Annotated in this window: 14 protein-coding genes and 2 pseudogenes; 11 read left to right on the top strand and 5 right to left on the bottom strand. The window is 47.1% G+C overall.

Features of this window, described 5'->3' with window-relative positions:
- A partial coding sequence (locus QMA35_RS07800; RefSeq protein ID WP_281646583.1) for a transposase occupies nucleotides 1-789 on the top strand: 789 nt, incomplete at its 5' end.
- Nucleotides 790-875: 86 nt separating this feature from the next.
- On the opposite strand, the gene QMA35_RS07795 is transcribed toward QMA35_RS07800, so the two are convergent.
- Complete coding sequence (locus tag QMA35_RS07795) at nucleotides 876-2,195, bottom strand: hypothetical protein (protein WP_281646582.1); 1,320 nt, start codon at nucleotides 2,193-2,195, stop codon at nucleotides 876-878.
- Between the two features lie 457 nt (nucleotides 2,196-2,652).
- On the opposite strand from QMA35_RS07795, the gene QMA35_RS07790 reads away from it, so the two are divergent.
- The 4 genes from QMA35_RS07790 to QMA35_RS07775 all read left to right on the top strand — a co-directional run bounded on the left by QMA35_RS07790 (nucleotide 2,653) and on the right by QMA35_RS07775 (nucleotide 8,895).
- Nucleotides 2,653-3,087: a MarR family winged helix-turn-helix transcriptional regulator gene (locus QMA35_RS07790; RefSeq protein WP_281646581.1), complete on the top strand. Its 435-nt coding sequence runs from the start codon at nucleotides 2,653-2,655 to the stop codon at nucleotides 3,085-3,087.
- Between the two features lie 129 nt (nucleotides 3,088-3,216).
- Nucleotides 3,217-5,010 carry an ABC transporter transmembrane domain-containing protein gene (locus tag QMA35_RS07785; protein ID WP_281646580.1) on the top strand — a complete coding sequence of 598 codons (1,794 nt, stop codon included), beginning with the start codon at nucleotides 3,217-3,219 and terminating at the stop codon, nucleotides 5,008-5,010.
- The gene (locus tag QMA35_RS07780; protein ID WP_281646579.1) at nucleotides 5,010-6,812 is read left to right on the top strand and encodes an ABC transporter ATP-binding protein; all 1,803 of its coding nucleotides are present in this window, start codon (nucleotides 5,010-5,012) and stop codon (nucleotides 6,810-6,812) included. Before QMA35_RS07785 ends, QMA35_RS07780 begins: the two co-directional genes overlap by 1 nt.
- A gap of 424 nt (nucleotides 6,813-7,236) precedes the next feature.
- The gene (locus QMA35_RS07775; protein ID WP_281646578.1) at nucleotides 7,237-8,895 is read left to right on the top strand and encodes a hypothetical protein; all 1,659 of its coding nucleotides are present in this window, start codon (nucleotides 7,237-7,239) and stop codon (nucleotides 8,893-8,895) included.
- A 94-nt stretch (nucleotides 8,896-8,989) separates the two neighbouring features.
- Here the strand turns inward: QMA35_RS07775 and QMA35_RS07770 are convergent, their stop codons facing one another.
- Together QMA35_RS07770 and QMA35_RS07765 are read right to left on the bottom strand one after the other, a co-directional pair.
- Complete coding sequence (locus QMA35_RS07770; RefSeq protein WP_281646577.1) at nucleotides 8,990-10,273, bottom strand: protein kinase family protein; 1,284 nt, start codon at nucleotides 10,271-10,273, stop codon at nucleotides 8,990-8,992.
- Between the two features lie 645 nt (nucleotides 10,274-10,918).
- Nucleotides 10,919-12,232 carry a hypothetical protein gene (locus QMA35_RS07765; RefSeq protein ID WP_281646576.1) on the bottom strand — a complete coding sequence of 438 codons (1,314 nt, stop codon included), beginning with the start codon at nucleotides 12,230-12,232 and terminating at the stop codon, nucleotides 10,919-10,921.
- Between the two features lie 290 nt (nucleotides 12,233-12,522).
- Here QMA35_RS07765 and QMA35_RS07760 point away from each other — a divergent pair.
- The 3 genes and pseudogenes from QMA35_RS07760 to QMA35_RS07750 form a co-directional block, all read left to right on the top strand.
- A pseudogene (locus QMA35_RS07760) lies at nucleotides 12,523-12,644 on the top strand (ATP-binding protein); the annotation flags it as partial.
- 241 nt (nucleotides 12,645-12,885) lie between these two features.
- Entirely contained in the window at nucleotides 12,886-14,880 is a 1,995-nt protein-coding gene (locus tag QMA35_RS07755) for a hypothetical protein (RefSeq protein WP_281646575.1), read from the top strand.
- Between the two features lie 176 nt (nucleotides 14,881-15,056).
- Nucleotides 15,057-15,170: pseudogene (locus tag QMA35_RS07750) on the top strand (transposase); the annotation flags it as partial.
- Between the two features lie 62 nt (nucleotides 15,171-15,232).
- On the opposite strand, the gene QMA35_RS07745 reads toward QMA35_RS07750, so the two are convergent.
- Nucleotides 15,233-15,853 carry a 2OG-Fe(II) oxygenase gene (locus QMA35_RS07745; protein ID WP_281646574.1) on the bottom strand — a complete coding sequence of 207 codons (621 nt, stop codon included), beginning with the start codon at nucleotides 15,851-15,853 and terminating at the stop codon, nucleotides 15,233-15,235.
- 202 nt (nucleotides 15,854-16,055) lie between these two features.
- Between QMA35_RS07745 and QMA35_RS07740 the strand changes: the two genes are divergently transcribed.
- The 3 genes from QMA35_RS07740 (at nucleotide 16,056) to QMA35_RS07730 (ending at nucleotide 20,645) form a co-directional block, all read left to right on the top strand.
- Complete coding sequence (locus QMA35_RS07740) at nucleotides 16,056-16,607, top strand: RimK/LysX family protein (protein WP_281646573.1); 552 nt, start codon at nucleotides 16,056-16,058, stop codon at nucleotides 16,605-16,607.
- 294 nt (nucleotides 16,608-16,901) lie between these two features.
- On the top strand, nucleotides 16,902-18,647 hold the full coding sequence (locus QMA35_RS07735; RefSeq protein WP_281646572.1) for a diguanylate cyclase: 1,746 nt from the start codon (nucleotides 16,902-16,904) through the stop codon (nucleotides 18,645-18,647).
- Nucleotides 18,648-18,749: 102 nt separating this feature from the next.
- The gene (locus QMA35_RS07730; protein WP_281646571.1) at nucleotides 18,750-20,645 is read left to right on the top strand and encodes a hypothetical protein; all 1,896 of its coding nucleotides are present in this window, start codon (nucleotides 18,750-18,752) and stop codon (nucleotides 20,643-20,645) included.
- Here the strand turns inward: QMA35_RS07730 and fghA are convergent.
- On the bottom strand, nucleotides 20,638-21,480 hold the full coding sequence (gene fghA, locus QMA35_RS07725; protein ID WP_281646570.1) for an S-formylglutathione hydrolase: 843 nt from the start codon (nucleotides 21,478-21,480) through the stop codon (nucleotides 20,638-20,640). The genes QMA35_RS07730 and fghA overlap by 8 nt on opposite strands.
- Between the last annotated feature and the right edge of the window lie 32 nt (nucleotides 21,481-21,512).

Below are 21,512 nucleotides of genomic sequence, written 5' to 3'. Positions count from 1 at the left end.
CGCCGAGCAGACGAACGCTACCAGCAAGAACAGGTAGAGTACGAAGAGAAAATAGAGAAACGCAATAAGCGCAAGCATCCCGGCAAAGCGCCAAAGCCACCGGAACCAGGTGCAGGGGACAAAGACCAGGTCAACCTGACAGACGACGAATCTCGTATTATGCCCACTGCCGGTGGTGCATTCGAACAAGCCTACAATGCCCAGGCGTCTGTAGACATCGGGAGTGGTCTGATCGTGACACGTCATGTGACTCAGGCACCGAATGACAAAAAAGAAGTTGAGCCAACACTCAGACAGTTACGCATACTGGCCCCCGTGCTTGGAAAAGCTGAGGGGTTACTGGCCGACACGGGCTACTTCAGCGAGGCTAATGTCTGCGCTGTGGATAAAGAAGAACTGACACCCTACATTGCTATAAAACGGGATGAGCACAACCCGCCCCCCTTGCAGCGTTTCCAGCCGGACCCGCCAGTCCCGGATGATGATGCCAGTGTCTTGGAGTGGATGCGCTGGCGCTTGCAGACACAAGAAGGGCGAGCCATCTACAGCCGACGAAAATGCACGATAGAGCCCACCTTCGGAATACAGAAGGAGGCAATGGGATATCGGCGATTCCTGGTGCGGGGACTGGAAGTGGTCTCGAAAGAGTGGGATCTGGTCTGCCTGACATTCAACCTGCGCCGAATGTTCAACCTGAAGCAAGTCGATGATAAAAAATGGCTGGCTCTGGTGCTTTATTGGCTTGTAGTCAGCCACTGTCTCATGAGGTTACGCTGGCGTTCTGTTTGAGTAAGTGACCTCTGAAGGCAGATATGAGCTCCGTAGGCCGATATGATCAAAAAGGACTCAAATGGACGGATCAGTCCGACAGACTGCTAGCGCCTGCGGCTGGCAGCAGGATGTTGCCGCACTTTTCTCTTTAACAACTCTGCTGTGGGTTGAGCATCAGGAGCCAGCACAGGGTTTGGCAAAATAAGATCTTCAGAAAACTCCAGAAGAGTGCTCTTTTTAATTCTTATATCGCAGATACGCCCATAACTACCAATGGTCAGTTGGGCCATATCCTCGCCAATATCCCTGAAACCAAACACAGGTACAAAGTGCTTACTGCCATCCTTGACCAGATGGTAATTCTCCACCAGCCCATGCTCTATGTTTTCCTCCTTTGGTAATGTTGCTGCAGCAACGGAGGCATCTGTAGACAATACAATCGGGCTTTTGAAGGATGCTGCTGACAGCAGTTTCGTGACCTTGTTATAACTCTCTTCCCGCTTATTGCCGCCATGCCATATCAGCTCTCTTCGGGCATGTTTCCACCCTATCTTTTTCATCCACCCCAGAAGTTTCATACTGCTGACACCCCGAAATACCTGAAATGCTTTGTAGGTAGGAATAAAACTACCAAGTAAGGTGCGCTCAATAGGGTGCACCACCTCCATATACTCAGGGACAACCTTAAGAATGGTGGGAACTTTGAGAGTAAAACGTTCGTGTACGGCTTTTCCTTTTTCAAACAGGTTCAGGGAAAAACGAGCAAATTCATGGGGCCTAAGATGACTGAATATATTCATTATGGCTATTGGACCACAAACTCCTGTTCCGGAAAAACCAACGTCATCAGCGATAGGCAGGCGGGTTTGGGCCATAATCAGTCCAGGATCATAAATACGTAAGGCCAAACCAAAAGCCAGCAGAGATGGGGGAATTCCAGGAACACACAATTCAGGATCCCGATCATTAAAAGCCATAAGATCATCCAGCGCAGCCAGCTTTTGCTCACGCTGCTCAATCGCAGGCAATTGTCGGATAACTGTTTTCATTTGCGCGAGAAAGCGTTTTGTTTGCAAAGTATCAGGGCGGAACCTTGGCAGCCTGCTGCGGTTTTCCCCAAACACTGTTTGCACCCACTGCTCCGATGACAACCCTGTGGTATCTGACAGGAGAAGCTCAAAAGATTGCCGGGGCAATTCATTGGTTACATAAGGTCTGGGAAGCTGAACCTCTTTGACTGCACAGCCATCTTCGAAACGAAAGGTGCGCTCCGGTCTGGCTACTTCCCCGCTTTTGGGCAAATAACCGAAGGTTTTCCAGAGCACTTGTACCAATCGATGCTTCCACTGCCTGATAACCGAAGAAATCCAGCGAGGATGCAAAACCGTTTTTAGCGATTGATAAACACCGCTGATACTTGCCATCCGTAGCTCCAGCCTGAGAATTGAAGTTATTGTTCTGCTGGTGGTATTGCTAAACCCATATTGTAGAACGCCAAAGAAACATATCCGCTATCCCATCTGCCTGAACCTTGCGGGACATACCTGCTCCATGACCACTATTAAGGAGACTCGACGTTTACACCATAAAAAGTTTCGGAAACGTAGCCCCGGAGAACCTGTTGATATTGCTACCTGTGGTCTTTATCTCTGTTCTTCGCTGTACTGTTTTCGCAGCCCAATAATGGCAAGAAGAAAAACAGAGGCGAAGCTTCGGACACTCATTTTCAACAATCCCTGTTAGCGTCATGCACTCCATTAATGTAGTGCTTTTTTACAGCACTGACATACCGTAGTAGGCATAAAAACCAGTTGACAGAGTCAACCATTTATCTTCAAATGCATTTTTAAAAAATTTCAGGAAACGACTTCCGCAGTCACTATGAGTCAGCAGTCAGAACGTTTATACCATCACCTGCTTTCACTGGCTTGGCGCTTTAACAGCCTATGCAGCTCCGGAGATTGCGAAGACTTCTCCTTGATCGACCTGATGGCCATGCGCGTTATCCAGTGCGAAAGCCACTGTCCGGTGCAGACAGTCGGCAAACGCCTCGGCATTACCAAGAGTGGCGCAACACGTATCGTGAAAAGGCTGGTTTGTCGTGAACTGGTCACCATCAGCGAAAATCCAGATGACGGCCGCATCAAATGCCTGAGCCTGACCGAACAGGGAAAAGCCTGCCTTGTTTCGGTGAAGAAAAAACAGTCTGCGTCTATCGCTACAGCCTTAGACAAACTTGGGAAAAGTAACTCTCAACAACTAGAAGAGGGCATTTTATCTCTGTTAGCAGAGCTACCACGCCCCCATTCTGATTAAGGCCGATACCGCGGATTAAACCAGCACACATTCGGCCTTTTTTGTCACCAGTTAGTTGACAGTATCAACCATTACTCTTTTACGGAAATTACTTATGCCCCAAGCGTTATCCCTTTTGGAGATCTGTCTATGACGCTGTTATGGAAGATGCGCTTTATCCTCAAGGATTATTGGAAGCAGTACCTTCTCGCATTTATCAGCCTTCAGACTGTTGCTGTACTCAACCAACTGCCCCCCTGGATGATTGGCTGGGTAGTGGATGAAATCACCATGGACAGCCTGGCCGGTGAGGAGCTGGTTATGACGGTTGTCGGCATTATTGCCATAGCCGTAATAATCTATGGGCTGCGCTATGTGTGGCGCGCATTGTTGTTCGGTGCATCTGTTGATCTGGTACGTGGTCAGCGGGACAAACTATTTGCCCACTTCACCAAGATGTCGCCAGACTTTTATCAGCGTCACAGCACCGGCGACCTGATGGCTCACGCCACCAATGATCTCAACGCAGTAGAAGAAAGTGCCGGTGGCGGCATTATGACTCTGGTGGACTCCTTTATCGCCGGCTTTACCGTTCTTGCAGCGATGGTCTTTGCAGTGAGTGGCGAGCTGACCCTGATGATTCTCGCCCCTTTCCCCTTATTAATTTGGGCCACCAGCCGTTACGGCACTCTGATGCATGAGCGTTTTGGCAGAGCTCAGGCGGCATTTTCTGACTTAAATGAAGAAGCTCGGGAAACAGTTTCCGGCATTCGCGCAGTTCGAGCCCACCAGCTGGATAAACGTCAACAACAGCATTTCCATAATCAATCCCGCCAAACGGTGAAAGCTAACCGCCGGGTGGCGCGGGTTGAAGCCTTGTTTATTCCCAGCGTTCAGGTGTTCTTTGGTCTGGCGTTTGTGATCACCCTGATGGGAGGTGCCTGGTATATCCAGAAAGGGGAAATGACTATTGGTATGCTCACCACCTTTACCCTTTACCTTGGCCAGTTGCTCGGATCAATGATGCAATTTGGCTGGCAGTTCAGTGTGTTCCAGCGAGGCAGCGCATCCTGGAACCGTCTGGAAAAACTGTTTAACCAGCAGCCTGCCATTCAGGATACTCCCGATTCTGTACCGGCTCCGGAAAATAAAGACCTCCATATAAATGTGGAATCTTTTACCTATCCCGACGCTGAACAATTGGTACTTAAAGATATTTATATGAAGGTGCCTGCCGGTGCTTTTGTCGGTATTACCGGGCGTACTGGTAGCGGCAAAAGCAGTTTATTCCGCCTGTTGCTGCGGGAATTTAATCTGCCGGAAAGTTCATCCATAACCATGGGCGATACCGGCCTGAACCATATTCAGCTGAGAGCTTTGCGCCAGCAGCTAGCCTGGGTACCGCAGGAGCCAATGCTATTCTCCGGCACCATTGCCAGCAACATCGCACTTTCAAAACCTGGCGCCTCTCAGGAAAACATCGAGAAAGCCGCCAAACTGGCTGCCATTCACAATGAAATAATGGCCTTTAAAGATGGCTATCAAACGGAATTGGGCGAACATGGCATCAACCTTTCTGGTGGACAGAAACAACGTGTCGCCTTTGCCCGTGCTCTGTTAGCAGATTCCAGCATTCTGCTGCTTGATGACTCTTTCAGTGCACTGGACATGAAAACCGAAGCTACCATTCTCAAGAATCTGACCGCTTACCGGAACAAAAAAACCATATTGCTGATTACCCAACGTCTGCCGGAACTGATTCATGCAGATAATATTGTGGTAATGGATGAGGGTCGGATTACTGAGCAGGGTGATCATCATCACTTGCTGGATAACGAAGGCTGGTACGCCAAGATATTCCAGCAGCAGGCTCGTACCCTGCAGATCAATGATCTAGTGAAGGGTGCCACCAATGAAGATGCAGAAATGGAGGTGTCTGCCTGATGAAGCTTTCTCAGTTCTCCGGTTTAGGTCGACTACTCACTTACAGCAAACCCTACGCTAAAGGATTTATGACCGCTTTCGCTCTGCTGATGGTGGCGACGGCTTTTGAAATGGCATCTCCCTGGGTGATGAAAATCATTCTGGATGATTATATTGCCGCTGGTAATAGCGATATTACCGCCCTCGCCTGGTTAGGTGCTGCACTGACCATGACTTACGTGGGCTCAGCACTGTTCCAGTATATTCAGAGCGTAATTTTTCAAGATAACTCTCTGGAGGTGATACACGACATTCGTCAGAAAGTGTTCAACCATATGCTGAAACTGCCAATGAAGTACTTTGATGGCGAACCAACGGGTCGGCTGGTTTCCCGCCTAACCAATGATTCCGAAGTTCTGCACCAGATGTTTGTGGGCGTGATCCCTGCCATCCTGCGGGGCATGATGAAACTGGTAGGTATATTTATCGCATTGGCACTGTTGGACTGGAGTCTGATGCTGTTGATGCTGGTCATTATTCCTATCCTGCTGGGCAGCATGCGCTTGTACCAGAAGCTCAGTCATCCCATTGTTCATGGAATTCGTTCACGACTGGCGGATATCAATACGTCCCTCAACGAGTCTCTGCTGGGTATGCGTATTATTCAGGCGACTAACCATGAACAGCGCCTGTGTGATGACTTCAGTGATAAGAACCTTGAATGGAGTCAGCTGCGCCGTAAGGAAATCAACATCAACAGCTTGTTGTTGATGCCTTTTGGTCATCTGGTGCAAACCTCCGCTCTGGCAGGCATCGTTGCCTGGTTTGGCTGGAAGTCCGGATACACCACAGTGGAAGTGGGCACTATCTATGCCTTTATTAATTACTTGGCGCGATTCTTTGAACCCTTCCGCCAGATAGCTATGCAACTGGGGAGTCTGCAGCAATCACTGGTGGCTTCTGAGCGAGTGTTTGAGGTTCTGGAGCAAGAACCTGAGCAGCATAAGCCGGTTAAAGTCGAAGATACTCCAGTACAAATGGGGCAGCTGGAATTCCGTAATGTGACTCTTTCTTACGACGGAAAGAACCGGGCACTGGATGATGTGAGTTTCTCGGTCACACCGGGGCAGTTCACGGCTATTGTGGGCCACAGTGGCAGTGGCAAGAGTTCCATTATTAATTTGTTGATGCGCTTTTATCAGCATCAGCAGGGACAGCTGCTGATTGATGACCGCCCTCTTGAAAATATGGACGAAACAGCTCTGCGCCAAAGTCTCGGGCTGGTGTTCCAGGAACCTTATATATTTACCGGTTCTGTGGCTGAAAATATCAGCCTGGGCAATGCCAGCGTTGATCGTGAAACTCTGGAAGCTGCTTCCCGTAAGGTTCACGCTGATCGTTTTATTCAACGCCTGCCGGATAATTACGATCACCAACCGGGAACTGCCGGGCAATCACTTTCCACTGGCGAACGACAACTGCTCTCTTTTGCCCGTACTATAGCCCAGAATCCCCGCATCCTTCTGCTGGATGAAGCGACCGCGAATATTGATGGTGAGACCGAGCAATACATTAAGGATGCGTTGATTACTTTGCGGGAAGGTCGCACGACAATTGCCGTGGCTCATCGCCTCTCAACCATTCAGGATGCAGACCAGATTCTGGTAATGGATAAAGGACGAATTACCCAACGTGGCACACACTCTGAGCTGCTGAGAGAACCAGGCCATTATCGTGACCTCTACCTTTCTCAACAAGCGGAAGAAGAATTACAGGAAAATATGGAAACAGTGATTGGCTCAGCTGAGTCAGTACCAGCATAGCCACCTTTCTCATACACTGTGATCTTTAAAGGGCTGCTCTCGTAGCCCTTTTTCATTCTTCCCCGTTTATTGTTGTCATACCTTCCATAAAAAGAGAATCCGTTATGTAAACGAAGCTCTTCAACGACTTTATTGATGTCATTGCGACAGTAACCAGAGGGCATTCTCAATAAAGCATCGCACTCAGCCTTTTCGAGAAGGCCGTCCTTCCTGACGCCAGGCTTGCTTAATGTAGAGTAACTACAATTTTCACAAACCTTTCTAACGATAAACGGCTTCCTGACACACTGAGTGCGATGCTTTATTGAGAACGCCTCCTAACAGTCATGTCATGAACAACCAAACCTATTCCCGTTGTAAGTGTCGAACCTATTCCCGTTGTGATTGTTTTAACAGTTGTGAGTGTTTTAACAGGAGGTGATTTATGGCCAATCCACTAGCAATGCCTCGTCCTCGATACCAACATGTGACTCAAAGGCACAGAGCATCTCCTGAAGAAAAGAAAAGGAGTGAATTTTTAAAAGTAGGACAGCGTATTATTAATGAATATCCTCCCCCGGATAATGTCAGCTTGTGCAGTCGCTGTTGCCGTACTGTTTATGGCTACGCTTGCAATATGGTAGCGGACGTAACGTCAGCAGATAGGGGGGTATTTGCCCAACCTGTAACAGCCTTGTTTTTTGGGGGATTTGTTTATGGTGCTACTTGCTTAGCTTTAAAACTGGCTCTGCCAGAACTTGATAACTTTACATTGCTATCGTACCCCATTATTAGTGGAGGAATCACAAGCATTGCTGCTTTGATAGGAATAAGGTTTGTTTCGTCAGACCTTCATAGCATGGCAATGAGGTGGTGTTATGATCATGGTCTTTCCCAGATTGAAGGTACAAAATGGCTTTCAGTTCTAAAAAATCATCATGGTAAGCAGCTTGCTGAAAGCTACATAGCTAAAGCCTTTAAGATCAATGATCCTAGCAACCTTAATAAAAATGCAAATCTAGAGGATTTAAGTGATGAAATAGCAGAGTTTATCGAAGGAGTTGCAAACAAATGTAACCGATGGAGTAGGATGTCTCCTGGTCAACAAAAAGAATTCGTTAGCCAAGCATTACAAGAAGAGCTAAAGCAGAGTGCTATTCAATGTTCTTATCATGCATGTCAGCATAGTCACGAAGGTCAACTTTATCACAAGCTCTTAAATAAAATGCACCAGAATTATGACGAATCAGAAAATTACAAGGGCAATGAAGAACTCCAGATTACAAGATCTGCATTAATGGAACTTATTAAAAAAAACCACCTCGCTTTTTGGCTTGTTGAATTTATCAAAAAGTTTATGTACGGCGTTCCATCTTCAAGCATATTGATTAATATCATTTACTACGAAGTTGTTAGACCTACTCTTGATAATGCAACGGTTCAGGAGAAAGAGCGTACTAAAACACGATACTCGGATGCAACCCGCACAATGCACAATGCAGTGTTAAACTACCTCACTGAAAAACAGAACAGTGGTCAAAGCAGTTCTACTCAAATCCCCTGTTTAGAAAGTCCTGTATCGCCTTCTACTGTTTCAGCTCAGAAAGCGCCCGCCCAACCCGTTAAAAGCAAGAAAAAAAGGCGTACACGGGACACTGGCATTCATACGGTTCAGGAGGTGTATAAGAAACCTGTTGGGCTGCTGCCAGACGCTGCAAAGTCGTCGATTACGGGCCTGTGTGACCATACAGGTCGATCGAAATTTATTAATAAGTGTATTGAGAGAATTGAAAACTGTGACTCCTGGAATGATTTAAAAATGCTGCAGAGTTGTGACGGGAAGCTATCTGCGACAATGCTGGGCACTGGTAAGAAGAATCTCCCTGTTTATCATAAATCGGCTGGAGTGAGAGACAATCAAAGTAATAGAAAAGCGACAGTATTCTTCACATGTGTTGATAACAAGGTTGTCCCTATAGCGCTGGCAGAACATGTCGGTCAGGGAAGTGCTGAATATCGAGTTATCAAGTGCTGTGAAGGGTGGAATATTCCGAAGAAACGTATTTGTTTGAATGAGCCAATGTTGATGCAGAAATCTGAATAGTGATTCCTTTTGAATATGATCGGATCGGAGCTCCTGAATGACAGGCAACTGTCAGATAAAAAATCAGAGCTGGATCAGTTTACTGGGATGATATTCAGGAATATCTAACGGGGCTGTCAGGTTTTTCTGGTAACCAACTCAGCAGGCACTCATGCATCCTCGTTGCTGTTAAGCGAAGAGATATATCTTCCCGGAGTCCTGCTGCGATGATGAGTGCATAAACAGGAGGTGTCAGCGTTTCACTTATGATGTTGAAGGGGAACGTTCTAAATGGTGCCTGGTCTTGTTCAAGCCAGGTCTCAATGGAAGGAATACCCCCCAAGGCGGTTAATGCAGAGGTTAAAGATTGCCTTAATAGCTCAGTACGTTGCAGGTAATCAGCAGGAGTATGCCAGGCGGTCATTCTCCTGTCTGTATTGGGGATTATCGTTCGATAAGCCGGTAAAGTATTCCCAACACGGGGGATCAAATCTGTGATTTGTCCCATAACAAGAGCGGCAGCATAGCTGTCGCCGGCTGCCCCATAAATATACTGTCCTTCACTATCTTTCTTCTGGGCTTCGGGGGGGAGGTAGTTACGAGTCCCACTCTGTTGTGTGTGTTTGTATACCCCTGTTGTTTTGTCAAAAGCTATGAGCATTCCCATATCTGAAATTTTCAGTACACCGGTTGTAGATATCAGACAGTTGGCTAATTTAATGTCGCGATGACAGTAGCTCTGCTTATGGAGATAGCTGAGTCCTGCGGTCAATCCCAGGCAGTAGCGTTCTTGTTGTTCGCCGGTCAGTTTCTGGCATTCCTTAAGGGAGGAGGTGCAAAGAGGCATAATTAACAGGTGGGAAGGGATCTGACTCGTATCCTCCATAAACCCGAGCAGTGAAATAATGTTGTCATGATTGAATTGGGTTAACCCCGCAATTTCAGTGCTGATTTGATTGTTAGCCTGAGCCAATGTGGCATCGCTCTTTGTGGGGACATGAGCAATCTTAACGGCAATGGCATGCTCTTCTTCCGCTTCAGTGGATTCTCGACAAGCAACAACCGCAGCGAAGCCACCAAGACCAATTCCCCTGATCTGAATATTGTTGCGTTCGCCTTTCACGTCCCAGGGCGCGATTTCTGCCAGTCGCTGCCGTACGCCCTGGCTTTTCAGGTTATAAGTTGAGAGCAGTGTCGTAATCGAGTGAGCATGTATATCGGATTGACTGTTTTTACGCAAATAGAGATTGCAGCTGGAAGAGCACTGATAGGGGCGTACCTGATGCAGGCAAAAGTCAGCGTACCTTGAGTGGGCAAGATGCTCGTCCTGATCTGGTGGTCGCAGAGAGTAACTCGCACCACTCCGTGTTTTTGAGAGGAAAGCTGTCGAGTAGGCCACGGCGCTATCCTAAGCACTTCATATCGAAGCACTTCATATCGAAACACTTCATATCGAAACACTTCACATCAACACTTTTCACATCGTAATCCTCCGTATTGACACTTTTCTCACTAGCTTGTGGCTAGAATTGGCTCTGGATGTAGGGAATAAGACAGCGGCGGGCAGTTGTTTGTTTGTTCTTCAAGCTCTTTTGTCAGGCATTTTGTCTGGTGTGTCTGATGTTTCACTGCCGGAAGCAGCTCACTGCCCCTTTGCCCGGCTACGGATGCCATCAACAGCCAACACATAGAGTGACTATATGCTATATACGGGCAGCATATAGCCCGGTACAGAACTTAACTACACTGTTTTCCTGGTTAACAATCCTCCCTTATTCTGAAACCTTTTGTGGAATGCGGTATCTACACGGAGGCGATATATAAAGAAAGTTTATCAATTCCCTAACCACGAGGATTCCGTTCATGAATGATTCCCTTACTCGGTTGCAAAAGCTGGCTTGTACGCTTTGCACCACACTCTTTTTGATGTTGTCGTTTACCCAGCAGGCAGAAGTTGCTTAAGCCGGTGTCCATTTTTACTGCTTCAGATCAGATTTTTAAGAAGCATCGTCTCAATTTAAGTCGTTCTGAATGTCTTTTTAAGTCATTTTTTTGTAATAAGCTCGGTTCTTCTGACTTCTTGTTCAATAAAATTCTCAAGGCAGCGTTCCTGGCGTAATTGAGAGATTAATTTCACTATTTCATTATTTGTACGTTCCATTTCTTTTGGGCAGGTTAAGCATAAAGGGCGATCCTCAAGTAACTCATCCGGCGAGATTGTATTAAGAACATGGCACGTCCAGGACAAGTATTCTCTCAAGGGATGCTTCTGGTCCTGCAGCTGCTCAGGGATACATGAAATCAGTTGCCTGTAGTAGCCATCAAAGTAATAAGGGGTAGGGAATTTTCCAGCAGCTAAAACTGAGGAGAAACTGATATCACCTGTTATTCCAATAAGAGGGCCTGCTCCATCAATAAGAAGTTCTAAGTCGTGGTTTGTAACCACTGGTATATCTATGACAAAAAGCCGTTTTCCAGGTTGATTGGGCTTTTTGGAGGAAGGTGTTTTCTGCTCTTTTCCATCTTTGACGAGGATGATTTCTGTAATACCAAAACGTTTGAGTTTGTTCTTATATCTGAATAAAAATTCAACCTCGCCTTGAGGGATGGTAGTTACTACGTAGACATCCTTTGCTCTATCCTGCTCTACAGAAGCTGCTGCAAAAACGAAGGCTGGAGCACACATCTTGTTGTAGCTGTAATATAAGGCTTTTGAGGGGAAGTCGAATTCACACCTTGGAATTGTTTCTCCCAAGTATTTTTTCAGTATTGGATTCTGTAGTTTCCTATCTTCTATCCTGGGTGAGCACATGAAAACGCCATTGTGGTGCAATCCAGTCTGACTGAAGGATATGGGGGGGGAAGCATATTTGGGAATCTGGTCAGCACAGGTTTTATATTCTCTAATAACAATTGTTTTATCAGCAAGATAAGGTAAAACCTCGTCTACAACAACCGCCGGGCCGCTAATTATAATGTCAGCTTCCCGGTAAGTTTTCTCTATGGACTGTTTCTGTTTTCGTGTTTGCGTCTTGTTGTAGTTAACCAGTGTGACAGGCAAACCATCCCCTTCGATAATTTTTTCGACTCGCCTGTTATCAATTGAACTCCACTCCCCGTGCGCAACCAGCTGCAAAGATGCAGATGGAAAACTTTTATTCAGCCCATCACAGATCTTTTTACCAAAAGCGAAATCCCCCCATCCTTGATGACGCATGGGGCCGGGATATCTCTGGCATGAAACTACAATACGGGGACGTTTGGTGGCCTCGTTACTTTCTGTATTACAAGGTCGTTTTCTGCTCGGTTTAAGAGTTGATGTTGGGCTTGCCTGAAAAGAACGTAATCTCGTTTCCATAATGCCTCCCTGCAGATGTAATAAAGAATTAAGTCTGCTCGTTAAAATGTGCCAAAAAAGAGATATTACATGCTCAAAAAAAGAAATATTACATGCTCAAATTTAAGGTGTTCATAACGGATCTGTATCGTTTCACTAACAAATGTTAATGAAAAATTGGTTTCCGTTTGCATGAAATATTTCTACTCCAGGGTAAACGTTCAAGCTATGTACGGGACAAGGTTCTGTTGCAAACTCAGACCATACCAGCCAGAATCCGCAACCCCACCCACTTCTGAGCTTTCACGGATGAAGTTTTCCGCGAGCTGTCGGGGTTAGGCTTCGTAGATCGAGCAGAAAATGTTGTGCTGCTTGACCCTCCCGGAGTGGGGAAACCCACCTGGCCATTGCTTTAACAGTGAAAGCCTCTGATGTTTCACTGCCGGAAGCAGCTCACCGCCCATTTGCCCGGCTACGGATGCCATCAACAGCCAGCACATAGAGTGACTATATGCCATATACAGACAGTACATGGCTCGGGACATAACTTAACTGCACTGTTTTCCTGGTTAACAATCCTTCCTTATTCTGAAACCTTTTGTGGGACGCGGTATCTACACGGAGGCGATATATAAAGAAAGTTTATCAATTCCCTAACCACGAGGATTCCGTTCATGAATGATTCCCTTACTCGGTTGCAAAAGCTGGCTTGTACGCTTTGCACCACACTCTTTTTGATGTTGTCGTTTACCCAGCAGGCAGAAGCCACCACAGAGGAGGAGTGGAGCCCTGTCACAGAAGTTTACGCAGGTTCCGTGACTTTTATTAAAGAGTTTAACGGTAAAACTTACTTTGGTTCCGCTGCAGGTGAGCTCTTTGAAGCTGACAGCATTACGGGAGAGCAAACCCCTATCAGTCCTTCTGGTATCTATGGCATTAATGACCTTATACAAGACAGTGGGATTTTTTTTATTGCTACGAACTATGGGCTATATACAAGCCACGATGGGCTTAAGACCTGGGATCCGGTCAAAGAGCTGTCTGGATACGCAGTGAGCTCTGTCATTACTCACGGACACGATCTGTTCGCTGCTACAAATGAAGGTCTGTTCAAATCCCAGGATAATGGTGCCTCCTGGAAAAAGCTCAATATCAAAGGATCTAAGGATTTTGCTGCTCAGTTTATTATATCCAATGGTACCGATCTGGTCATGGCAGCCATTGCCACCGAAGCAAGTTACTCTCCCTATTATTATAGCCATGACAATGGTGAAAGTTGGGAGTATGCCCACTACAATGCACCTAAGAACAGTTTTAAGCCGATCACTGTTGTTAATGGAAAGTTTTATGCTGTTCTGATAACTGTCGAGCCTAAAACCATTCTGGCATCAAGTACAGATGGAGAAACCTGGTCACAAGCCGGCGATGTGAAGGAACTGGACGACCTAACAGCCTATGGTTTTATGGTTTATAACGCTCAGACAGATAAACTCTATCTCTCAGGGAATATTGATTTAGGTCAGCTGAGCGATAAAAGTGAACAATCAAAGTTAAACAATAAATATCTGAAGCAACAAGACAGGTTCTCTACTTTCGCCATCCTGGAAGGGCACCTTGATGGCAGGGATTGGAACGTTCTCTATGATCCAAAAGTCAAAGTTTCCACAATGCACACATCTGATGATCAGCTGATTTTCGGGCTGGTTAACTCCGGGAATGTATTGAGTATTGATCTCAACGAGCGTATCAAGACCCCCAAAAATATAACAAATATTAACAGTGTCTATACCCATAAGATGATTACCCTCAAGAGTGGTAAAGCCATTGTCTCTGTCTCTGGCGCTGAAGATCTTCATGATGAAGATGCATATTGGGAGACATGCGGTAATCCAAACCAATCTTTTATTCGGTACCCGGATGGAACATGGAAGCTGAATGTAAGCCATTCAGATATTAGTCCCCTTGAAGATATTGTTGAAGATGGAACTCAGATCTTCGCCATAACCTGCGACGGGTTAGTTGTACGGAGTGTGAATGAAGGAGAAACACTGGAGCAGGTTATTAGTCTGCCACGTAGTAACGGGCCGGGTGACACTATCACTTTCTTCAAAGATAAAATATATGCTTCAACATCAGAAGGAGTCTCTGAAATCAGTCACTATTCATCTCCTTCGCCGGATCATAAGATTGTTTACAATATGACAGAAGGAGAAATCTTTACCCAACAGCTTGCAGGGGTGAAGAATATGTTTTCTGTCAGTAACAAGAAGGGTGTACTGATTTCCGACGGTACAAACTACCAGCCTTATCAGAACGGACTCAATAACACGACAGATGTCCAGACAATGGATTACCTCAACAATACTCTTTTTGGCGCCGGTAACGGCGTGTACCGAAGACCAGATGGTGCAAGCAGCTGGGCAGATCTCACTTACAACCTGAAGAGTGTGATTGGTAACAACGCAATTAACAGTATTACCGCTGATGGAAATGGCTTGTATATCACTGTTGATAAGTTTGGTGTGGTTAAGCTGACCTTTGCAGACAATAGATGGAAATCTCTCAACTCAGGTCTCGACAACAATAACGTCAAAAGCCTTATTGTTGTTGGCAGGAAGATATATGTTGGCGGTAAGAATAGTGCGTTAATGGAAAGGGGCCATCTTTGATGGCCAGTTAAACGCCAACTCAATTGCTATGAGACTTTGTACGCCCTGGAGACTGTAGATAAAACCGTGTTTCTGCCTATCTTGAAACCTATTCAGGTTGAGGTAGGCAAACATGGATATCAACAAGGCGATCCATCAATCCGCCACCGAGGAAGAAGCTATGCAGGCCTTGGGGCAGTTACCCTCAGGATATTCGCAGGGCCATCTATACGACCAACGCGATAGAATCGCTTAACAGTGTCGTTCGCAAGGCCACCAGTAAGCGTAAAGCCTTTCCTACGGATGACTCCGCCAATTAGGAGAGAGCTGGAAACCGGCCTTGAACAGATTCGGCTTTGTACGCCCTGTTGTGTCAATGGCAGGGCTTCTCCCGAAACCACAGGTTAACCGCCCATTTCTCGCCTTTCTCTACAGGTAACCCTCCATGAAGACTGCCTGGGTGACGTTTATTGGTACCTTCAAGGCAGTTATGGAAAACCACCATCCTCCCGACAACAGCCTGAATCTCCAGACCCAGCTTTGGAAATACTGTGCCTCCGCCTTTGGCAACATTATTCAGATAGATCAAACACGTCACCAACCGCTGTCCACCACGGGACATGCAGCGCTGACCACGTATAGTGTCGGCATCCCAGCCATCATAATGGGCCGCATATTTCTGACTTTCACCATAGTGAATCACCTGAAACGACTCAGCCTGAGACAATTCAATACCCACCAGCTCACTTACCCGCTGAGCCAGGTTAAACGTTTCAGGGCTGTGATTATGGGGCAACCAGCAATTATCACCTGTTCGCCCTTCACTGAGCACCCCTGCCTTCTCTGAACTTACCAGTGCCCGCTCCATCCTTGACGAAGCCGCTCCAATAATCGCCGCAATCTCTTGGGAAGAGACAATATTTTCGAACAGATAGATCACAGGTGCCTCATTGATGGCCTGCCCGGTGCTATAAGTTACGGGTATCTGAATCACTGCGGATGTCCTTTCTGCCGGATACTCACAAAAAGTATAGGGAACAGGGTTTCCACCCTTCTTCGATGCTGTAACTTTGGTGTAAAGGCGTATCCGGGAAAGGATTATGAACAGGCTGCAAGAGCAATTAAGAACAACCGTACTACAAAACCAAAAAATCACTGCTAGGCTGAACAATCCCTAAGGCAGCAGGAGAGGGCGCGTGTTTTTGGTTACAAAACAATTCACTGTTATAAGCCTTCTTCTGCTTTTACACACGCCATTACAGGCCGATGAACTTCAGCTACCCGCTCACTTGCTAAAGACAGCTAACTTTACAAAAACCAAACAAACTCTATTAGGCGCTGTTGAAACCTTGACTCTTTCAGAGGGTGGCCTGCTGATGGACGCCCGGATTGATACCGGTGCGGAGTTATCATCCCTTGATGCCAGAGAAATCAGGGAATTTAAGAAAGATGGAGAGAAATGGGTAAATTTTCAGATTATTGATCGTCAATCCGGAGTTAAAAAAAAACTGTCACTGCCTATCAAAAATCACGTAAAGATCAAACGTCATGCTCAGAAGAGCCAGTGTCGTCCGGTAGTTTGCATGGGAATTTCACTGGGAGAAGATACTAACAAAACTCTGTTCACCCTAACGGATCGCAGGAACTTTGAGCACCCTATCCTGCTGGGTAGAAGTTACCTCCATGGCAAAGCTATTGTAGATGTCAGCCACAACTATCTGCTTAAAAGCTCCTCACCCTTTAACTGATCAAACCTACAACTGATCAAACCTACAACTGGTCATATCCACAACTGACAACTTCCAACAAAAACGACACTTTTGTGTCACTTTCTCATCGAATAATGTGACACGGCACGTCACCATATATTTAAGCGAGAGTCTGTGCTCAATCTCACAACTCAGAGCTAACTCACTAATAACCATAAATTTATTGATAAAGATCACAGATTGGCTCGATAGTTGCCTTTTCTGTATCATAGGCACGGGTAAGGGAACACCGTTGAAAGTGAAAAACAATAATTGACGGGGGTATCGTCAGGGATGATTGAGACGATAGGAGCAGAAGAACTGGCTGCTGCACAGCCGGTGCTGACCGGTTGGTCAATGAGCATAGAGAACCTGCAGATCATGACGACAGGCATGATCCTGTCTCTGGTGTTTTACAATTTCTGCATTCTGGTGCGAGCTCTCAAGAGAAGCTATCTTGAGTACTGCATGTATGGCCTGTTAATGGCTCTCTATCTCTACTCTTGGGATTACGGCTATAACACCAGTATGTCGTTGTCTATTTTCAACTGGCCGCTGCCCAACCATCTGTTTTTATTCTGCGCCTTAACCGCCGCCATCCAGTTTCAACTTGCCCTTCTTCCCGTTCGCCATACCAGTCATAACATTTGGCTGACATTCAATACCGGCCGATGGTTGACAGTCATACTGGCGATTATTTCCGCCGCCAATGTTTCATTATTCACCCCATTATTAGAACAATGGTCAGCTCCAATGGTCATACTGTTCTCAACCGCTGGGGCCATTTGCAGCCTGAACATGTTAAGCCGTGGCCATAGCAGCGCCGCTTTTTTTCTCACCGGCTGGCTAGCTCTGGTATTTGGCCTTTTGGGTTCAGAGATTTACGGCAACAGCCCCCTTGCTTCCAACACTGAGCACCAAAGTTGGCTGGCGCTCAGTATAAATGTCGGTATTGTTATCCAGGCCATAGCCAACAGCCTGGCCCTACCTGCTTTTACGACCCAACGTTATCGTATGTATCAGGAAGGTTATGAGTTGATGGAGCATAACCTGCAGCGCCAGCATAATCAGCGCCGAGTGTACAATGATGCTGTACGGCAATATCTGCATAACATTCCTAATATGAGTGAGCAGAGCGTTGGTACAAGACTGCTGGAAGTTCTCAACAACCTCCTCCCCATTGAAACCTCTGTTGTGGTTCTTTTCCGGGACAAACAGATGAAGGTTGTGGGGCTGACCTTCAGTGAACAGATATATTTTGAGCGAACTCTTGAGAATCGTGTTCAGCTCTTGGAAAGTATTGCCCGCCACGGTCAAATCAGCACTCTTCCCCCTTTACCGGAAGCAGAAGACAGCCGTCATTTGAATGTGGTGCCGGTGTATTGGGACAGTAACAGCTGGACACTGGTCATTATGCAGTCCCTTGAAGGCAAGAGCCTTGAAGCCGATCACCTCCAGTTGAGCATGGATATCTCTAATCATGCCTGCACCCTGTTTATGGCCAGCAACAATTATCGAAAGCTGCAACACGAAGCTGATGCCGATAGTCTGACAGGCATTCTTAATCGTCGAGCGTTTTTCAGGGAAGCCAGAGCAACCATTCGCCGCTTACAGGAAAATAGCTACGGGCTAGCATTGCTCTATCTTGATATTGACCTGTTTAAACCACTGAACGATAACCATGGCCACGCTTTTGGCGACCATGTACTTAAACAGTTTGCTGAAGTGTGTCGGGATAACCTAAGGGAACGGGATCTGCTGGCTCGTATTGGTGGAGAAGAATTTATCGTACTTCTGCCGCAGGCGGATATGAATGCGGCGATCAATATTGCCGAACGGATTCGTAAAGGTGTATCCAGCCTCGACTTCGCAGAACTGGAAGGCCGCCCGGTCACCGTCAGTATTGGTGTTGCTGACAGTGAAACTTGTGGTTTTGAACTGCGCCACTTAATGGCCAAATCTGACAGAGCCCTCTACAAGGCCAAAGCTGAAGGTCGTAATCGCACTGTCACAGTGACTGAACTTGTGATCGGCTCATAACAATAGATATTCCTGTGCTATGACCACCTGTGCCATGGCATTTTTCTCTCACGTTATCATACAATCCACCCACTATCGGTGCTTGTATTCCAGTGTTCTGTCATGTGGCTATTCTCATTAAGAAAAGGAACCAGTAAAGGTCTGAGTAAGGGAACCAGCAGTCTGGAGCTGGAAACCCGTGGTCAGAAATTCCTGGAAAAAGTTGCCAGCGCCCCACATCAAGAACCCGTCGGCCTGACCTTGATCATGCTGGCCTGGACGGCTGGCCCGGTCACACTCCTGGCAGCCTGGAGCGCAACATGGATCGGCTACGGCCACCCCATGGATCTCGAGCGTTCTCTTTACTTTGTCGCCTATTCAATCATTGCCGGCCTGCTTGGTCTGGCAACAAAATTTTTCTATGGCATTACCCAGGGGCGCAAACAATCCAACGATAGCCGACGACTACTGGAAGTGATCGACCGCCTGCCAGAAATTATCTATATGGTGCGCGACCTGCGCCTTGCCAATCTGGGCCAGGATACCCGTCGCATAGAGTCCGCAGGTATCCTGCTACGTAAATTTGATCTCGGCCCGGAATGGGTAGCCGGCGCTATTGAAGATTTAACAAACGACAGCAACCTTGCTCGCAGTGCTGAACGTATCGAACAGTTTCGCCGGGCCGGTCTTTATAACCGGATGCTGGATATTGTCAGTGGTATTGCTGATGCTTCGGCCGAACATGTTGCCACACTGCGACAGTCTCACCCTCGCATTGCAACGGCTATGGCAGCGCGCCTTGCCGGTCAGGCTCCCGATATTCGTCAGGGGCAGCCACGGGAACGACTCTTCCTTGAACGTATTCTGGCAGCGATAGAGCAGGAGAATGAGGAACTTATCACCCTGCCCGATGTTGAGCACATGATGGCGCTCTGCTTTGAGCTGATGTGCGGACGAAAAATTACTTACCTGAAAGTGGAATACACCGGTGGTGACTGGAACCTGAGCAAAGCTTTGGATCGCCTTGAGCAGTGCAGGAATGACTACCGGGTTGCCCGGGCAAAGGTATACAGCCGCTTACGCGCCCTGACAGCGTACATCGATTATGTTTTCCCCAACCAGGATATTGCTGCTGCACAAGGGTTGAGTGTTCGGGTTCTGCTGGAGGCGTCCATTGACGGTATCAGCAAGCTAGCTCAGGAAGTGAACGACGCACGTCGCCATATTAACCAAACCGGGCAAAACCTGGGTGCTTTACAGATGCGCTTGGCTCAACTGGATAAAACTCAGGAACTCTACAAAGAAGTTCAATCTGCTAACCAACAGCAGGGGCGAGCCAGCCGCCGATTCAATCGAGCCCTGAAAGTGTGGCAACACAGAAGTCGCAAATGGCAAAGCGACACAGACTCTGCCCTGAAACGGGGGTTACGCATCTCCGAACAAGTCATCATGCTGGATGATGAAGAAAAAATGGCTGTTGCCCGGGATCTCGGAAGCTGGCTGGAAGAAACCCGCCTGCGTCATTACAGCGGTTATAATCAAGATGCCAACAATCATGAGAGGATACTGACTATCAGCCGGGCACGGGAACTGGCGATTGAAACGGTATTAATTTTAACCCCTCATATTCACCTCCACTCTCCTGAGGTGCAAAGAGCGATAGATAACACACCACTGTCGACCATGGCGCCTTTGGAACCGGGCATGAGCCCCATGACCAAGGCTGCGTTAGGGCAGGCCATGGCCAGCGCTGTTCATGTCAATCTTGGGGATATGGCAGAGAAGCTGGCCCAAAACTTGATACGTTACTATAGAGTTCCGCTTGGGGAGGCCACTATCAGTTTTCTGGCAGAAAATTACCATGCAGATCGTTCAAGACTGGAGTTTATCGCCCAGCATGAAACGCCACAAACACCAGGTAACACCCAAACCAGCCCAACAATTACTGTGCCGGAGATTCCTCGTCAATGGGAAACCACTACTTACAATGCCCGCAGAACCTTGAGTCTGTTCAGTTAACCAAGTATTGGTGATGAAACCTTAGGTGCTCATCAATAAAACTGGCGATAAAATAATAACTGTGGTCGTAACCTTCCTGCATGCGCAGTTCCAGAGGGTATCCAGACACTTTGGCTGCTTGCTTGAGAGCTTCCGGCTTTAGCTGCTCTTTCAGGAAATTATCATTTGTTCCTTGATCCACTAAAGCAGGAACTTTTGTCGCCGCCTTTTGCATGAGCAGACTGGCGTCATACTGTTCCCATGCTTCGCGACTATCTCCCAAATAACCGGTCAGAGCCTTCTGCCCCCATGGGCAGTTTACAGGATGACAGATAGGGCTGAACGCAGAAACAGCTTGGTACATCTCCGGATTTTTAAGGGCGATGGTCAAGGCCCCGTGTCCGCCCATGGAGTGCCCACTGACACTGCGAATATCAGAAACAGGAAAGTGCTCCTCAATCAGCGCAGGCAACTCTTTCGTAACATAGTCGTACATGTGATAGTGGCGATTCCACGGTGCCTGTGTCGCGTTCAGATAAAAGCCTGCCCCTAAACCAAAATCATAGGTACCTTCCGGGTCGTCACTCACCCCTTCTCCTCTGGGGCTGGTATCAGGAGCGACAATGGCAATACCAAGCTCGGCTGCAGTACGAAAGGCTCCAGCCTTTTGCATAAAGTTTTCATCTGTGCACGTTAACCCCGACAACCAGTAAAAAACTGGAACCTTTGCAGATTCAGCGGCCGGTGGCAGGTAAATAGCAAACCGCATTTCACAGTTCAAGATCTGGGAACGGTGGCGATATTGTTTGTGCCAGCCACCAAAGCTTTTATTAGCACTTATATTTTCAAGAGACATTCGAGCACCCGATAAAGTCAAAGCCCCTGACA

The organism is Parendozoicomonas sp. Alg238-R29, assembly GCF_947331445.1.
Lineage (GTDB): Bacteria > Pseudomonadota > Gammaproteobacteria > Pseudomonadales > Endozoicomonadaceae > Sansalvadorimonas.
This window is presented reverse-complemented; position numbering and strand designations above follow the sequence as displayed.

What these genes read in the sequence shown, in the direction of transcription:
- fghA (WP_281646570.1), bottom strand. Translation starts at nt 21,480, where the DNA reads ATGTCTCTTGAAAATATAAGTGCTAATAAAAGCTTTGGTGGCTGGCAC.
- QMA35_RS07730 (WP_281646571.1), top strand. Translation starts at nt 18,750, where the DNA reads ATGTGGCTATTCTCATTAAGAAAAGGAACCAGTAAAGGTCTGAGTAAG.
- QMA35_RS07790 (WP_281646581.1), top strand. Translation starts at nt 2,653, where the DNA reads ATGAGTCAGCAGTCAGAACGTTTATACCATCACCTGCTTTCACTGGCT.
- QMA35_RS07735 (WP_281646572.1), top strand. Translation starts at nt 16,902, where the DNA reads ATGATTGAGACGATAGGAGCAGAAGAACTGGCTGCTGCACAGCCGGTG.
- QMA35_RS07795 (WP_281646582.1), bottom strand. Translation starts at nt 2,195, where the DNA reads ATGGCAAGTATCAGCGGTGTTTATCAATCGCTAAAAACGGTTTTGCAT.
- QMA35_RS07775 (WP_281646578.1), top strand. Translation starts at nt 7,237, where the DNA reads ATGGCCAATCCACTAGCAATGCCTCGTCCTCGATACCAACATGTGACT.
- QMA35_RS07755 (WP_281646575.1), top strand. Translation starts at nt 12,886, where the DNA reads ATGAATGATTCCCTTACTCGGTTGCAAAAGCTGGCTTGTACGCTTTGC.
- QMA35_RS07780 (WP_281646579.1), top strand. Translation starts at nt 5,010, where the DNA reads ATGAAGCTTTCTCAGTTCTCCGGTTTAGGTCGACTACTCACTTACAGC.
- QMA35_RS07765 (WP_281646576.1), bottom strand. Translation starts at nt 12,232, where the DNA reads ATGGAAACGAGATTACGTTCTTTTCAGGCAAGCCCAACATCAACTCTT.
- QMA35_RS07785 (WP_281646580.1), top strand. Translation starts at nt 3,217, where the DNA reads ATGACGCTGTTATGGAAGATGCGCTTTATCCTCAAGGATTATTGGAAG.